14 protein-coding genes and 1 pseudogene are annotated in these 14,457 nt (G+C 62.8%); 8 read left to right on the top strand and 7 right to left on the bottom strand.

The features are described from left to right. The first annotated feature begins 9 nt into the window (after nucleotides 1-9). Both ABF821_RS00295 and ABF821_RS00290 read left to right on the top strand, forming a co-directional pair. Entirely contained in the window at nucleotides 10-1,491 is a 1,482-nt protein-coding gene (locus tag ABF821_RS00295) for a PLP-dependent aminotransferase family protein (RefSeq protein ID WP_415528629.1), read from the top strand. A 55-nt stretch (nucleotides 1,492-1,546) separates the two neighbouring features. Further along, a pseudogene (locus ABF821_RS00290) lies at nucleotides 1,547-2,017 on the top strand (DUF523 domain-containing protein). 420 nt (nucleotides 2,018-2,437) lie between these two features. Here ABF821_RS00290 and ABF821_RS00285 read toward each other — a convergent pair. Next, nucleotides 2,438-2,827: a PRC-barrel domain-containing protein gene (locus tag ABF821_RS00285; RefSeq protein ID WP_182975441.1), complete on the bottom strand. Its 390-nt coding sequence runs from the start codon at nucleotides 2,825-2,827 to the stop codon at nucleotides 2,438-2,440. Nucleotides 2,828-3,091: 264 nt separating this feature from the next. Between ABF821_RS00285 and ABF821_RS00280 the strand changes: the two genes are divergently transcribed. From ABF821_RS00280 to ABF821_RS00265, 4 genes are all read left to right on the top strand, one after another. Further along, the gene (locus ABF821_RS00280; RefSeq protein ID WP_415528628.1) at nucleotides 3,092-3,931 is read left to right on the top strand and encodes an aldo/keto reductase; all 840 of its coding nucleotides are present in this window, start codon (nucleotides 3,092-3,094) and stop codon (nucleotides 3,929-3,931) included. A gap of 55 nt (nucleotides 3,932-3,986) precedes the next feature. Next, the gene (locus tag ABF821_RS00275; RefSeq protein ID WP_415528627.1) at nucleotides 3,987-4,463 is read left to right on the top strand and encodes a cupin domain-containing protein; all 477 of its coding nucleotides are present in this window, start codon (nucleotides 3,987-3,989) and stop codon (nucleotides 4,461-4,463) included. 346 nt (nucleotides 4,464-4,809) lie between these two features. Further along, complete coding sequence (locus ABF821_RS00270) at nucleotides 4,810-5,829, top strand: hypothetical protein (RefSeq protein WP_415528626.1); 1,020 nt, start codon at nucleotides 4,810-4,812, stop codon at nucleotides 5,827-5,829. A gap of 566 nt (nucleotides 5,830-6,395) precedes the next feature. Beyond that, a complete protein-coding gene (locus tag ABF821_RS00265) occupies nucleotides 6,396-6,746 on the top strand; it encodes a hypothetical protein (RefSeq protein WP_415528625.1) in 351 nt (116 codons plus the stop codon). 124 nt (nucleotides 6,747-6,870) lie between these two features. Here the strand turns inward: ABF821_RS00265 and ABF821_RS00260 are convergent, their stop codons facing one another. Further along, complete coding sequence (locus tag ABF821_RS00260) at nucleotides 6,871-7,530, bottom strand: class II aldolase/adducin family protein (protein WP_415528624.1); 660 nt, start codon at nucleotides 7,528-7,530, stop codon at nucleotides 6,871-6,873. A gap of 49 nt (nucleotides 7,531-7,579) precedes the next feature. Next, nucleotides 7,580-8,611, bottom strand: coding sequence for a ketopantoate reductase family protein (locus ABF821_RS00255; protein WP_415528623.1), 1,032 nt, complete (start codon nucleotides 8,609-8,611; stop codon nucleotides 7,580-7,582). Nucleotides 8,612-9,271: 660 nt separating this feature from the next. Here ABF821_RS00255 and ABF821_RS00250 point away from each other — a divergent pair. After that, on the top strand, nucleotides 9,272-9,613 hold the full coding sequence (locus ABF821_RS00250; protein ID WP_415528622.1) for a hypothetical protein: 342 nt from the start codon (nucleotides 9,272-9,274) through the stop codon (nucleotides 9,611-9,613). Between the two features lie 211 nt (nucleotides 9,614-9,824). Here the strand turns inward: ABF821_RS00250 and ABF821_RS00245 are convergent, their stop codons facing one another. Further along, nucleotides 9,825-10,220: a MarR family winged helix-turn-helix transcriptional regulator gene (locus tag ABF821_RS00245; protein ID WP_415528621.1), complete on the bottom strand. Its 396-nt coding sequence runs from the start codon at nucleotides 10,218-10,220 to the stop codon at nucleotides 9,825-9,827. Nucleotides 10,221-10,474: 254 nt separating this feature from the next. On the opposite strand from ABF821_RS00245, the gene ABF821_RS00240 reads away from it, so the two are divergent. Further along, nucleotides 10,475-10,771, top strand: a complete 297-nt coding sequence (locus ABF821_RS00240; protein ID WP_415528620.1) for a hypothetical protein — start codon at nucleotides 10,475-10,477, stop codon at nucleotides 10,769-10,771. A 124-nt stretch (nucleotides 10,772-10,895) separates the two neighbouring features. On the opposite strand, the gene ABF821_RS00235 is transcribed toward ABF821_RS00240, so the two are convergent. From ABF821_RS00235 to ABF821_RS00225, 3 genes are all read right to left on the bottom strand, one after another. Next, nucleotides 10,896-12,038, bottom strand: coding sequence for a PepSY-associated TM helix domain-containing protein (locus ABF821_RS00235; RefSeq protein ID WP_415528619.1), 1,143 nt, complete (start codon nucleotides 12,036-12,038; stop codon nucleotides 10,896-10,898). 240 nt (nucleotides 12,039-12,278) lie between these two features. Next, entirely contained in the window at nucleotides 12,279-13,220 is a 942-nt protein-coding gene (locus ABF821_RS00230) for a helix-turn-helix domain-containing protein (RefSeq protein WP_415528618.1), read from the bottom strand. 227 nt (nucleotides 13,221-13,447) lie between these two features. Next, a complete protein-coding gene (locus tag ABF821_RS00225; protein WP_415528617.1) occupies nucleotides 13,448-14,341 on the bottom strand; it encodes a transporter in 894 nt (297 codons plus the stop codon). Nucleotides 14,342-14,457 lie beyond the last annotated feature (116 nt).

The following is a 14,457-nucleotide window of genomic DNA, read 5'->3' as shown; positions in this document are numbered from 1 at the left end:
CCGGTACGGATGGACGGGCAGCAGGCGGACGGCACACGGGTGGCGCAGGTGATGGGGCTGGTGCGGCACCGGATCGAGCGGCGGTTGCTGACGCCGGGGGCGCGGCTGCCTTCGATCCGCGCCATGGCGGAGGCGGCGGGGGTGTCGAAATCCACCGTGGTCGAAGCGTATGACAGGCTGCATGCCGAAGGGGTGGTCCGCTCGCGCCCCGGTGCCGGCTTTTATGTGGCGGCGCCGCTGGCCCCGCTGTCGCTGGATGTGCCGACATCGGAAGGGGCGCGGATGGTCGATCCGATCGGCATGTTGCGGGCGTCGCTGGAGCAGGACCCGGCGGCGCTGTCGCCCGGCTGCGGCTGGCTGCCGACTGCCTGGATGCCGGAGGATCTGGTGCGGCGGGCGTTGCGTGCCGTGGCGCGGGAGGGTTCAGTCGAGATGCTGTTCGATTACGACAGCCCGCTGGGGCATGCGCCGATCCGCGCCTATGTGGCGCGCCGGATGGCGGAGCAGGATATCGGCGTCTCGCCCGCGCAGATCCTGACGACGGATTCCGGGTCGCACGCGCTGGACCTGATCTGCCGCTTCCTGCTGCGGCCGGGCGATACCGTGATGGTGGACGACCCGTGCTATTTCAATTTTCTGGCGCTGCTGCGGGCGCATCAGGTGCGGGTGGTCGGTGTGCCTTATCTGGCCGACGGGCCGGATGTTGCCGCCTTCGACCGTGTGGCGGCGGCGTGCCGGCCGCGCCTGTATATTACCAATTCCGCCATTCATAATCCGACCGGTGCCGTTCTCTCGCCCGTGGTGGCGCACCGGGTGCTGCGGCTGGCGGAAGCACACGACATCATCATAGTGGAAGACGACATCTTCGCCGATTTCGAAGCGACGCCCGCCGCGCGCCTGGCGACCTTCGACGGGCTGGAGCGGGTGGTGCGGATCGGCAGTTTTTCCAAGACGGTTTCGGCCGCCTTCCGCTGCGGCTACATCGCCGTGCGGCCGGACTGGGTGGAGGGGCTGGTCGATCTGCGCGTGGCCAGTTCCATTGCCTCCGGGCGGCTGGCGGCCGGAATCTGCCATGCCGTGCTGACCGATAGCGGCTATCGGCGGCATGTGGGACAGATGCGCGCGCGGCTGGACCAGTGCCGGGCGCGGGTGACGGCGCGGCTGAAACGGCTGGGACTGACGCCGACCGTGGAGCCGGATTCCGGCCCGTTTTTATGGTGCCGGCTGCCCGACGGGCTGGCGGCGACCGATGTGGCACGGCGGGCGCTGGCGCAGGGGGTGATCCTGGCGCCGGGGAATCTGTTCAGCGCCGATGGGATTGCCGCCGATTGCCTGCGGTTCAACGTGGCGCGGATCGACGACGAGAAGGTGTATCGGGTGTTGGCGGAGGCGGTGGGAAGGCCAGGGTTCCACCCTGGACCCGCCAAAGGCGGTGCCTTTGGAAACCCATTTTTTAATCCGTCGATTTCCGGGATTCCTGGCATGAAGTGATGCGAGATCGGACGTCTTTCTGCCTCTTTTTTGGAACGCAACGCGAGGCTGCCTGGTGGGCCACCCTGTGCGCCATGACGGGGCGGCCAAACCTGCCCTGCATCCGGCGCTGGACCGGTGGCAGGCGAAGGGTCGGCTGGTGGTTGTCTGCCCCGAGCTTTCCGGCAGTTTCGGCGTTCCGCGTCCGCCGGCCGAAATTGCGCGTGGGTAATCCGGCGAAGGGGTGCTGGAAAGGACGGCCTGCGTGATCGACACCAATGGCGGGGATGTGTCGGCACCCTATATTGCCGGGGCCGAGGCCGCGCTGGCCCTGGCGCGGGAGCAGGGGTGCCGGTTTGCGATCCTGACCGACGGCAGCCCGTCCTGCGGCAGCGTCTTCATTTATGACGGGACGTTTCGTGGCAGAAAGCATGAGGGCATGGGCGTGACGGCGGCGCTGTTGCGCGCCTATGGCGTGCTGGTGTTTGCGGAAAGCGGGATCGACGCGCTGGAGGCGCGATTGTCCGAAGCTGACACGGAAGCCTGACGCCTGCCCTGCCCTTGTCGCAAGCGCGTCGGTTGCCAACGCGTTTCCGCCCAATGAGTGTTCATTCGACCGGATTCGCAGGATTTGTGAGAATGAGACGCCAATCTGGGGCGGGAAAGATGCTTGCGGACGGGCCTGGCGCACGGTTTGACGAGGACGCAATGACCGATGCGGGGTGAACTGGGCGGTGATCGACCGTCACGCCGGGCAGTATTTCGCGTGGAAGCGGCAGGCCGGCCTGTTCCTGATCGGCGATCCATGCCGGCATGGACCGTATTGTTGGCAACCTCAGGAGCGGAACCGGCGATGATCGGCGCGCTCGAACTGCTGAGGCATCGTCGGTAAACATTATAACGACGTGGCGGAGGGTTTGGTCCCCCTGCCACGCCGAGATGCTGATCGGTGACGATTGAGGGCGTTTTAACGCCCGATCCTGCCTTCGTAGTAGTCATCGACCTGATGCGTATACAGGTCGTCGCTCCAGTTCGGCATGGATTCCGATGTATAGCTGGGTGCGCTCTTCAACTGGTCCGGCGTCAGATCGACGACGTATCCCCGAAGATTCGTGTCGTATGTCAGGGCCTTCCATGGGAGCGGATGGTAGCTGTTGCCCATTCCAAGAAAGCCGCCGAAACTCATGACGGCGTAGGCGACATGGCCGGTCTGTTTATCGACCATGAAGTGTTTGATCGTTCCCAGCTTTTCCTGGGCCGGGGAATAGACCGCCGTGCCCTCGACTTTGTCGGAGGCGATGAGGTCGTGGGTCTCGTCGATTCTGTCGGTGGTGAATCTGTCCGTTGGATTTGCCATGATGGCCTCCTGTTGGTTGGACCACGGGAATGTAGGTCGGCACGGTTATCCGCCGGGCAAGGGGGGAGCTGCTTTTTCTCTACACGTTCCCTTGAGGCAAGCCGGAGGACGGGGATTTCGAAAGCAAATGGAGGCGCTTGGTATTTTAAGAAGAAGATGCGCCTTCCCTTCCCTGCCGCGCTGCCATCGGCCATGGTTCTGAGGCAACCTGTGCGGCGTTACGGCGTCAGTGACCGTAACGTGCATGATTGAAAGAAACGGATAATGAGCAATCCCGACTCCCAGCCTGGAAAAGGCACGCAGCCGCGTATCCCGCTCAATGACGGCACGACGATGCCGCAACTGGGTCTGGGCGTGTGGCGGACGCCGGCGGACAAGACGGCCGACATCGTGCGCTATGCGGCCGATGCGGGATATCTGGCCGTGGATACGGCCGCGATCTACAAAAACGAAGAGGGGGTGGGCGATGGGTTGGCGGATCGCCCTGGCATTTATGTCACGACCAAGCTCTGGAACGATGACCAGGGGTATGACGCGACAATGCGCGCATTCGAGACCAGCCTGCGCAAGCTGCGCCGCGAGGTGCTGGACCTGTATCTGATCCACTGGCCGCGGGCCGCCGAGGGCAGGTTTGTCGAGACGTGGAAGGCGATGGTGGCGCTCCAGAAAGACGGGCGGGTGCGGTCGATCGGTGTTTCGAATTTCCGCGCGGAGGATCTGGACCGCGTCATCGCGGCGACGGGTGTGGTGCCGGCCGTCAACCAGATCGAACTGCATCCGCGTTTCCAGCAGCGTGCGCTGCGTGCCTTTCATGAAAAACACGGCATCAGGACCGAATCCTGGAGCCCGCTTGGGCAGGGGCAGGTGCTGGAAGACCCTGTGATTGCGGAGATCGGCCGGAAATACGACAAGACGCCGGCGCAGGTGGTCATTCGCTGGCATCTCGACAGCGGGCTGATCGTTATTCCCAAATCGGTCACGCCGAAGCGGATCGTGGAGAATATTTCAGTCTTCGATTTTGCCCTGGATGCGGAGGACATGCAGCGGATTGCAGGTCTGGATCGGGCGGATGGTCGCATCGGACCGGATCCGGCGACGTTTTAGCAAGGGAGGGGTGGGCTGGAAGGGTTTTGCGGCCACGCTTTGGAGGGACAGCACGATGTTCAGGATTCCGTTTCTTGCCTTGTTGGTGACTGTGGGATTCGCGACTGTCGGGCCGGGCGCCCGCGCTGAGGAGAGGCCGATCGTTCTGACGCCGCAGGATATCAGATGGCAGGCTGCGCCGGCGGATTTTCCAAAGGGGATCGAAATTGCGTATGTTTACGGGAATGTGGCCCAGCCTGGCCCGTTTGTGATCCGCGTGAAGATGCCGCCCCATGCGCAGATCGCGCCGCATACCCATAACATGGACGAGACCTTAACCGTTCTGTCCGGCCATTTCACCCATTACATCGGCAAGAGCTTTACCGGCGCGCAGACGAACGAACTCGCGGCGGGGGGATTCGTCCATCTGCCCAGGGAGACCCCGCACGCCCTGCGAACGGCCGATGCGTCGGTTATCATGGAGATTTCCGGTGTTGGGCCTTTCGGCATGACTTACGTCAACCCTGGGGATGATCCGTCGAAGGCGGAATGAGGATTGTCTTGTCCTTTCCGGACGTGGCTGCTTTCGCTTTAACTGCGACATTCGGCAAAATGAGGCCCATGTCCGGCTTGGGCCGGAAGCGGACTGGCCGGTTTCAGGTGGCTGGGCGGTAAAACAGACATTTCTCGTGCCGAGTAGTGTCAGTGTACATCCTAAGCTCCTATGTCCTCTCGACAGAGGATGGAGACCATTTCTGGCCTCCAGAATAAGGGGATGAGATGCTGCCACCAGTTTCTCGAGATTGCCAAAATTAGAACACCGGGGTAGAATTTTATTCTACGGTGTTTCTTCAGAGAGTAAGTTTATGGCGAAGCCAACATGGGGAAACAGGAGATTGATGAGCCTGTCGGACCTTCCGATTTTCGGAAGCGACGAAGAATGGAGAGCTCAATATAAGGTCTTGCAACAAGATAATTCTCATAAAACTCCTGACTTGGAATGTTGCTTCCGTGACATAAAGAAACGTCTCTTGGAAATTATCCAAACCCCAACATACAGTATAGTCGTGGGCTGCGTGGCTTGGATAACAGACACTGATATTCTGGAAGCGTTAGTTCAAAAAGCTGGACTATCTCTGATCATCAACAAACCGTCACACGCGGTCTCAGTGCCTCCTTTGTTACGCGGTTTGACCTCCGACATATGCAATCGAATATACCCTGACGCCTTAAACTGGTTAGATAATGACCCAGCTCAAATTGGCATAGCTCCTCTCAGATGTGTCGGGTACACTGACGGCCAACAAGCCGTACCCAGAATGCACAACAAATTTCTGGTTTTCTGTAGCTTGGACGGAACCCTTCCTGTTCCCCAGGCTGTATGGACCGGTTCAGCCAACTTCTCATACAACGCATCGGTCTCTTTTGAAAACGCGGTATACATAGAAAACGAAGAAATCGCCCAAGCGTATTTCGACGAGTGGCGGCAAATCACTATGTTTTCTGAACCTATCGATCGAGGAAGTACGGAGCCCACTTATGGGTTCCGCTTGAATTTCTCGGGAATTACTTGGCCACAGCAGTTGAAATGGATAACTTTACTTGAAGAGCTGGAATATAGAGCACCCCATGTGATCGAGCGGTTTCTACAAAATAACGACTGGCTATCGGATGATATATGGAAGGAATTTTCGGATGATTGCTCAATCAAAATGCAAATCATTCGGAAAGGCATTCAAGTTCTCAAAAACGATCTTGATTGTCGCCATGTCCCGACTGATGAATTTAATGAGCGCTTTGACGCCATCAAAGTAAACCTTTTTTCGATGTCTGCCGAAGAACTCAATGCAGAATTTCACTTGGTGCTGGACAACATCGCGCGGGATATCGAGGAGTGGTCCCAGTCCGGTGATCGGTAAGTTGTTCCTTGGCACTTTATTCATGCGCTCTTGCACTTGGTCCTCCATGAAGTCTCCGAGGCCGCAACGGTGTTTGTCCCGAAAACTATAGATCAAAGGAGAGGTCGTCATGTCCGGTTTTGGAAAGACGATATTTAGTTCAGAACCTCCGACACGGATACCGCCATGCCGATACCGATCCGTGCTGAATGTCGGCTTCCGAGATTGCTCGATCGGCGGCCGGTTGACCGGAATGGGGCGCGAAGCTGACATTCGGCCCCTCTGCCGCCAATGACAGCTTTCCCCCCCAAAGTTGCCCCTCGGCTTGAAAAAAATGGGGAGATAAACCATAGCCTGCGGCAACAGGGTTAAATACCCTACCGCGTCACCCCCTATTTGCGCACATGGTGGAAGCGTCGAAAAAATTGTGCGCGGTCGGACGGCGTCGTTGGGGCGGCGATGCCGATTCACTCGTCACTTTTGACGCATCAATATCGGATGGCTGCCCAGGCGGTTCGCTCTCTGGATCGGGGCCGGATACTTGGTCTATACGGGCGCCTTCACTTGAACGGACAGGACCGTCTGCGATGAAAAAGGCTGTTTTTGGTTTTTTTTCACTATGTGTGATCTCTGCGGCCCATGCGGCGCCGACGCACTATACCACCAAGCGAGGTGGCCTGGCGGCCGAACTGGTGCTGAACGGCAGCCAGAGCGACTATTACCTGTCCTCGCAGGAAGGGATGGCCGAACTTCCTCATGCGACCGTCGTCAAGAAAGGCGACAGCTTCATCGTCACGACCCATGAAGACAAGCAGACCTGCTCCGTCGAGGTCAAGGTGGCGGGGACGGAAGTGGCGAGTTCACATGAAGTGGTGGCAATTGCGTCTATTTTCATGGCGCGGCAGTTGATTTCAACTTCTGAGCCCGTTCGCATCTGACAATGCGGGCTGGCGCGCGAACCGTGAACGCATGCGCCAGCCCGGATTCCGGGAAACGCGGTTATCGGGACGGACGGCTGGGGGCTGAGGGCTGATAGTTGGGGGTTGGCTGACGGGTCTTCCGTCAGGCGGCGTTGTCGCCGGGCCAGAGTGGCCCGCGTTCGCGGCGCATCTTGCATACGGCGGCGTCGCGGGCGCAGCCACGCCGGATCTCGTCGGACAGTTTGACGTCGGTGCCGGGAATCATGCCGGTATGGCACTGGATTTCGGCGGCGCGCTGGCAGATCCAGAGCAGGAAGAAGGTGCGCGCGACGTCGGCCTCGCCGACCGCGAGGCCGTGATTGCGCAGGACCAGCACATGCTTGTCGCCCAGGCTTTCCAGCATGCGCGGACGTTCTTCGTCATAGAGCGTGATGCCTTCGAAGGCGTGATAGCCGACGCGGCCGAATAACTGGGCGCCGTAGAAATTATCGTGGCTGAAGCCGGCTTCCTTCATCGCGACGGCGGTGACGGCGCTGGTGTGCGTGTGGATGACGCAATGGATGTCGTCGCGCGCGGCTTGGATGGCGCCGTGCAGGGCGAAGCCGGCGGGATTGGGCTTGTCGTCCGACTGGGTGACCAGTTCGCCGCTGGCGTTGACCACCAGCAGGTTTTCCGGCGTCACTTCCTCGTAATGCAGGCCGAACGGATTGACGAGATAGCGCGTCGGCTCGCCGGGCAGGCCCAGCGAGATGTGGTTGAAGTCATCTCGGTCCAGCCGAGCTGGCTGACGAGGTGATAGCATTCGGCCAGACGGACCTGGAGGCTCCATTCGTCCTGCATCGCGCCGCTGGTCATGATGTCTGTTCCTTTCCAGCTACGGAACGGCGTTGAAAGGCCACGAGGCCGAGCAGGGTGTCGATGATCGGTGTCGGCACGGCCAGTGCGCGCGCCAGCGCCACCAGCGCGTCGCCGATCGCTACCGTCTCCAGGGTTCGGCCAGCGCGGAAATCCTGCAACATCGAGGTTTCGTGGGGGCCTGCTGCCGCCATCATGGCGCAGATCGTCTCGGCCGGTTTGAGGGTGGAAATGCCACAGGCCGCGCCGGTGGCGATCGCCTCGTCCAGTGAGGCGCGAATGATCGCGCGGGTGGCCGGGTCGGTCGCCATGGCTTCGAGCGTGGCGCCCGTGATCACCGACAGGGGATTCGTGGCCACGTTGGTGGCGAGCTTGGTCCAGATTTCGGCGTGGATGGCGTCGGTGACGTGAGCGTCGATCCCGCAGGCGTTGAGCAGGCCGGCGAGATGGGTCAGTCGGTCGCGGGTCGGGCCGGGTGCGTCGGGCGTGCCGGGCGTGTCGGGCTTGTCGGGTGCGGAACGCCCCAGCACCAGGCGCATCGGCCGCAGGGAGCGGATCTGTCCGGGGGCTTCGATGGCGCAAAAGGCGTAGGCGACGCAGCCCGCGATCTGTCGTGCCGGCAGGTGGGCCGCCAGTTGGCCCGTCGGGTCCAGCAGGGGGGCGAGCGTGCGGAAGGCCGGCGGGGCGTCGTCTGCCGTCATCCACCAGGGGATGCCGTTGATGATGGGGACGATCAGTGTGTCGGGGCCGACCGCCGGCAGGACCGCCGGCAGCAGGTCGGGCAATTGATGCGATTTGACGGCGAGGAACAGGACGTCCATCGGGCCGGGCGCGCGCTCGGCGGCGGCGGGGTGGCAGGTGAAGGTGGTATCGCCTTCGGTCACGGTCAGGCCGTGCGTGCGCAGGCGCGACAGGGTTTCGCCGCGCGCGATCAGCGAGACCGATGCGCCTCCGCGTGTCAGACAGGCCGCCAGCGTGCCGCCGATGGCGCCGATCCCCGCGATGCAGATGTTCGAAGGGGCCGTCATGAACCGACGGCCGGCAGGGGGGTGAAGGCGGAATCATGTGTCATGCCATGCAGAGTGCAGGGTTGCCCCATACCGGTCAATCTGTCGGCAATCACGATCAGGGGTGGAGGCGCGCCTTTCGAATCCTCATCGGCGGCATTCCGGGGTGGCGTCCCCTCGCCGCCCCTGGGCCGGTCCACGGTCCTGGCAGAGGAAACGGGGGACGGAGCCGTTAGACCTGTTTGAAACATGATGCTGCCGGCAGGCCGATGGGCGTTTGCGGTCCTTCGCGGCCGGTCGCCGTCAACGAGGCTGCGATGTGCAAAACACATGCCGGACGGAAGCCTGTTCCAGCCTGGTTTTGACGCGGCAGCGGAACTCCCTCACGCGGGTCCGCATGATTCTTTGCGGCGGGTGCTGCATCGGGCAGAGGGCCGGTCGGGAGCGGGGATAAAGATGTCCATATCCGCCGCGCGCGGTGCATCCGGTGGCCACGACGATCCTGTTCGGCTGCGCTTATGTGCTGTCGTTGATCGATCGGCAGATCCTTTCGCTGATGATCGGTCCGGGAAGGGCCGATCTGCATCTGAATGATGTTCGGTTGACCATCCTGAACGGTTTCGCGTTCGCGCTGCTGTATTCGGTGCTCGGGCTGGCGATCTCGATGGTGGCCGGCCGGTTTTGCGGCCGCCAATCGTCGTTGGCGGTGTGGTCCTGTGGAACCTCGCCACGATCGGCTGGGGACTCTCCAACGGGTTTGCGCGTCTGTTCATCTGCCGGATGGGGGGTGGGATCGGCGGCGCGGCGCTGGTGGCGGACGTCTATTCCCTCCTGGCCGATGTCGTGCCGGCGGCGCGGTTGGGGTGGATCGTCGCCCTGTTTTCCGCCGGGTCGTGCGTCGGGGTCGGCATTGCCTGTCTTTTCGGTGGGATGCTGATGGTCATGCTTCGGTCTGTTGGGGCGCGTGGGGTGGTTCTCGCGCCGGGGACGCTGTTCAGCGCCGATGGGATTGCCGCCGAGTGACTGTGGTTCAACGTGGCGCGGGTGGACGAGGAGAGGGTGTGTCGGGTGGGGCGGAGGCGGTGGAAGGCCAGGGTTCCACCCTGGACCCGCCAAAGGCGGTGCCTTTGGAAACCCATTTTTTTGCCGTCGATTTTCGTGATGCGTGTCCTGCACACGTCGTCATTTTACAGGAGAATCCGGTCCTAATGGATCGGGATGGCGGGGGGCCGGATCAGGTTGCCAGACCGTTGACGACCTGATGTAACAATTGCAGCAGCAATCGGCTTTCGTCGCCGGAGAGGCATACGTGACTTCTGGCATTGATGGTCGCGACGGCGGCAGCGATATCAGGCAGTTTTTCCGACGCTGCGGACGATAACGAGATCAATGCACTCCGTCGATCATTCGGATCGGGCGTGCGCTCGATCAGCCCGTCCCGCTCCATCCGCGAGAGGGTCTTGGCCATGGTGGACTGTTCCACCGCCGCGAGGCGCACCAGCGCGCTCTGGGACCGTGGCTGTCCATCCGCCAGAGCGAAAAATACCGGCAATTGCCCCGACATGAGACCGAAAGGACGCAAAGCGTCATCCATCTCTCGTGCGAAGAGTCTGGCCGCCCAGTTGACCATATAGCCAAGGGAGTGCTCTCGGGCCTGCCATTTATATGGCTTGCTATCTTCTATCATGGCTAGCTATGTAAATGCTTCCCGTTCATTCTCGCAAGGGCGATATCATGCAAAAACTGCTCCACCGCCTCCATCCCCTGGCAGGCGGGATCGCTATCCTTTGCATCGTCAGTTTCATGACGGCGTCTGTCGCCTCTGAATTATACGGAGACGCTCTCATCATCGCTGCCACCAAAGGCCATATTCTGTGGGGACTGATGATTCTCATTCCCTGTCTGGCCCTGACCGGTCTGTCGGGTTACCGCGCGGCAGGCGGGACGCCGCGCGGTCTGGCAATCGTGAAGCTGAAGCGCATGCGGATCATAGGGATCAATGGCATCTGCATGCTCGTTCCCTGTGCCTTTTTCCTTGCGGCCCGCGCAGCGGAACTGCGCCTGGACGGGGTGTTCTATGGCGTGCAGAGCGTGGAACTTCTGGCCGGGTCCGTCAATCTTGCGCTTATGACCCTGAATTTTCGCGATGGGTTACGGATTGTCCGGTTACGGAAGACATGACACGGCGGGAGCGGGGCGCGGGGCGCGCCCGTTCTGTCTTTTCGCGCATTGGAGCGGAGGATATGCCGGGCTGGGGGCGCGGCGGTGTACGTCCCCCTCCCCGCGCCGCCGGATGGTGGGGTGTTCAGGCGGTGCGCTTGGGGTCGGGCACGGCTGCCACGCGGGCCTTGCGGGTGGCGGCGCCGCGTCGGCGCAGGACCCACATGACGCCCCCGGAGATGGAGAAATAGAGCAGCGCCGCGCCGGCGATGCCGACCGCCGTGCGCCAGAGGCCGGCGATGACGGCGGGGCCGGCCAGCTTGGCCTCGTGCAGCGTGTGCAGCCACATGAAGGTCAATTCGCCCGTGCGCTGCCGGGCCGGGTCGCGGGTGAAGCGCACCGTGCCGGCATCGGCATCGTACCGCACGGTGGCCGGGCGGTTGGGGCCGTAGGCCGGCAGGACGATATTGAAGGATTGCTCGGCCGGGTTGCCGCCCAAATGGGCTGACATGAGGACGACATCGGGCATCTGGGTGTGCACGGCGGCCAGGGCGGCGTCCAGGCCCTGTTCGCCGGGAATGGCGGGCGTGCGGTCGGGGTGATGCGGGCGGCTTTGGGCCGGGTGGACGCCGCCGCCCTGGACGCCGAAGAGCGGGCGGGAGAACGGGAAGGCCAGGACCGCGCCGCTGAGGGCGAGGAACAGCATGACCGCCAGCGTCCAGAAGCCGAAGCTGATATGGGTTTCGCGCCACAGGCGATAGCCCCTTGCCCTGGACGAGACGAGGACCGTGCGGCGCCATTTGCCCGAAGCCCACAAAGCCGGGTGCGGCCACCACAGGAGCAGGCCGGTGATGGCCATGACGCTGAGCAGGATGCCCATGGCACCGGTGGCATACTGGCCGTAGGGCAGCAGCAGCAGGTCGGCGTGCAGGTTATGCAGCACGCGCAGCCCGTGGGGGAGGATATGCGTGCGGATGACCGCGGCGTGGGATGGATCGACCATCACCTCGTATTCCGGGTGGCGTTCGCCGGGCGGCCCGAAGGCGACGACCGCGCTGTCGCCCGGCCAGCGGGCGGGGTCGAAGCGCAGGGGCTGCGTGCCGGTGGGAGCCACGGCGCGCGCGGCGCCGATCATGGCCTCGGCCCCCATGGGCGGGCCGGCCACCGGGGCGGCGGGACGGCCCGCCAGCATCAGCGGCAGGACCACCAGCAGCAGCCCGGTCAGGCCCTGCAACGCGAACGGCAGGATCAGGGCCAGCCCGATCCAGCGATGAATTTTCCGAAGCACGCGCCACCATGTTAATGCGAATTATTCGCACATTATCGAACATGCAACGTTCGTGCAAGGCGGCACAGTCCGGGCGGGTGATGCGCGGTCTGGAGAGGGTGCGGAAGCGCCGATGGGGGCGGGGGACAGGAGCGGGGCATCCGGCGCGCGGCCCGTGCTGGCGGGTGCTGGTTGGCGCGCGTCGGAGCGGGCGCACGGAACCTGCGGCCGGGCCGTATTTTCGGTGAGGTTCCGCGCGGGTTATTCGATGCCCAGCATGCGCATCTTCCGATAGAAAGTGGCGCGGCTGATGCCCAGGCCGCGGGCCGCGCGGGTTACATTGCCTTGCGTGGTGGCCAGGGCGGAGCGGATGACGCTCTCTTCGGCTTTGCGGAAACTGGGGGAAGCGTCGCCCTCCAGCGTCGAGAGCAGGTTGGGCTGCTCGCGGAGCATCTCGTCGGTCCACTGCATCAGGGTGCGGGCGGCGCGCGTGGCACCGACGACCTGGCCGTCGTCATCGACCGCGACCAGCGGCGCGGACACGCCGTCGGCCGTGTCGAGGAGCACGATCTTGCGCCCCTCATAGCGGTTACGGAACAGTTGATCTTCGATCCGCCGGCCGGCCTGCGTGAGCGTGTCCATCAGCAGGGGGGCGGCATGGCGCGAGGAATCGCCATGGAAGGCGGCGAGGTTGAGCGCGCCGATGATCTGGCCCTGCGCATCGAAGATCGGGGTTGCGAAACTGGCGAGCAGGGAAAAGCAGAAACGCCAATGTTCCCCCTGGCCCAGGAAGATGGGGGTGCCGTCGCGGACGCAGGTGCCGACGCCGTTGGTGCCGGCAATCGCTTCGTCCCAGACCGCGCCCTGTTGCAGGCCCATCCGGCGGCAATGCGTCGACTGGGCCTCGTCCGCGCAGCGGGCCAGGAGCATGGCGTCGGTATCCGCCAGCAGGACCAGCAGGCCCATGGGATGCGCCAGATCGAACAGACGCCGCATTTCGGGCTGGGCCGCCCGCATCAGCGGAGCGGAACGCCCGCTGAGATGGCGGAATTCGGCTCCGCTGAAAATATCGGCCACCCAGTTCTGGGCCGGATCGACGTGGTGGGAGGCGGCGCATCGGTGCCACGACCGTTCCACCATGATGCCGCCGGCGCTGTTTCGCGCCGTGCTGGTATTGTTCTTATTGGGAATTGCCCATTCCATCGCTTGCCGCGCCTGCATCGCTCACAATACGCCCAGCCCTGCCGCACCTGCCTCTTCCGTGCAGGAACGGCATCGCTTGAGCCTGTCGGGCTCTTCCGTGCCCTATTTTGCGCATAAAACCTATATGCATTCTGTAGTCTTCACCGAGTCAGTCCCCTGAACGGGCTCCTGAACAGGGCGCGGAGAGCAGGAGGGCGCGATGACCGCCCCTGTTCCGGGACAGGGAGCTACCAGAGATAGACGAGCTTGATGTAATAGGCGTTGCTCTCGGGGGTGTTTCGACCCTCGACCGAATGCGTATAGCGTGTTGTGAAGGAAAAATTCTTCGCGATATTGAACATCATGCCGACACCGAGCGCCACTTCGCGGCTGCTGGAATCCTTTACGTAGGCGCGGCGGGTGTTGTTGTAGGTGCCGGTCACGTTCTGCCAGTCGAGCGCGAAGAACGGTTCGAGCAGTTTGGTGGCCTTCCAGCTCCAGCGCAGGTTGGAATAGAACACGACGCCGGGGAAATAGCTGTTCTGGCCCCTGATATGCTTGGTCGAACCGACCACAGTGCCCGCGTCGCCATCGAAGCTGAAATGCTTCCATTCGTAATCGAAGATGAAGCTTGAGATGTTCGACCAGTAATTGGGCGAGGTGGCATCACGCGTGCCGACCGGCGTCTGCATGAAGGTCTGGAAGCCGAAGGTGCTGTGCGCGTTAGGTTTGAACCATGCGGCGGGGCCGACGATGGTGGGGCCGAGACCGCCGTAATTCTTGCCGTTGGCCAGCGTGAAGCTCTCGCCCTGGATGATTTCGAAGGCGAAGCCGACACCGGGAAGGGCGTCGAAACTGCGGAAATGGACGTATTTGGTCAGGCCCGACCAGGTGTGGCTGCCCTGCCCCGCCGTGCGCTGGCCCGAGCCGTTATAGTACGAGCCGGCCGCGTTGCCGTCGCCGTACTGCACCAGCACGTTGAACGGTTTGAAATCGACCGGCAGGTCGTATTCGTGCGGGCCGATGATGCCCAGCGTGACGTCCGAGGCGTGGGCCGCCGGGACCGTGCCGAGGAGGAGGACGCCGGGGATGGAAAAGCGGACGAGGGTCCGGAGCCATGCCGGCCGTTCTGTCAAACGCATTGGTTTGATTCCGTTGGGGGCGATGCCGGGGGGGGCCGGCGGGCGGCCGGGCCCGGGTGTTTTTTTTTTTTGTTTTTTTGGGGGGCCGCGGGGGGCGCGGGCGCCGGGGCGGGGTT

It is taken from the genome of Gluconacetobacter sp., assembly GCF_047721585.1.
Taxonomy (GTDB): domain Bacteria; phylum Pseudomonadota; class Alphaproteobacteria; order Acetobacterales; family Acetobacteraceae; genus Gluconacetobacter; species Gluconacetobacter dulcium.
The sequence above is the reverse complement of the archived record's forward strand: the minus strand, read 5'-3'. Positions and strand labels throughout refer to the sequence as shown.

What these genes read in the sequence shown, in the direction of transcription:
- ABF821_RS00295 (WP_415528629.1), top strand. Translation starts at nt 10, where the DNA reads ATGGACGGGCAGCAGGCGGACGGCACACGGGTGGCGCAGGTGATGGGG.
- ABF821_RS00285 (WP_182975441.1), bottom strand. Translation starts at nt 2,827, where the DNA reads ATGGCAAATCCAACGGACAGATTCACCACCGACAGAATCGACGAGACC.
- ABF821_RS00280 (WP_415528628.1), top strand. Translation starts at nt 3,092, where the DNA reads ATGAGCAATCCCGACTCCCAGCCTGGAAAAGGCACGCAGCCGCGTATC.
- ABF821_RS00275 (WP_415528627.1), top strand. Translation starts at nt 3,987, where the DNA reads ATGTTCAGGATTCCGTTTCTTGCCTTGTTGGTGACTGTGGGATTCGCG.
- ABF821_RS00270 (WP_415528626.1), top strand. Translation starts at nt 4,810, where the DNA reads ATGAGCCTGTCGGACCTTCCGATTTTCGGAAGCGACGAAGAATGGAGA.
- ABF821_RS00265 (WP_415528625.1), top strand. Translation starts at nt 6,396, where the DNA reads ATGAAAAAGGCTGTTTTTGGTTTTTTTTCACTATGTGTGATCTCTGCG.
- ABF821_RS00260 (WP_415528624.1), bottom strand. Translation starts at nt 7,530, where the DNA reads ATGCTATCACCTCGTCAGCCAGCTCGGCTGGACCGAGATGACTTCAAC.
- ABF821_RS00255 (WP_415528623.1), bottom strand. Translation starts at nt 8,611, where the DNA reads ATGACGGCCCCTTCGAACATCTGCATCGCGGGGATCGGCGCCATCGGC.
- ABF821_RS00245 (WP_415528621.1), bottom strand. Translation starts at nt 10,220, where the DNA reads ATGGTCAACTGGGCGGCCAGACTCTTCGCACGAGAGATGGATGACGCT.
- ABF821_RS00240 (WP_415528620.1), top strand. Translation starts at nt 10,475, where the DNA reads ATGATTCTCATTCCCTGTCTGGCCCTGACCGGTCTGTCGGGTTACCGC.
- ABF821_RS00230 (WP_415528618.1), bottom strand. Translation starts at nt 13,220, where the DNA reads ATGGAATGGGCAATTCCCAATAAGAACAATACCAGCACGGCGCGAAAC.
- ABF821_RS00225 (WP_415528617.1), bottom strand. Translation starts at nt 14,341, where the DNA reads ATGCGTTTGACAGAACGGCCGGCATGGCTCCGGACCCTCGTCCGCTTT.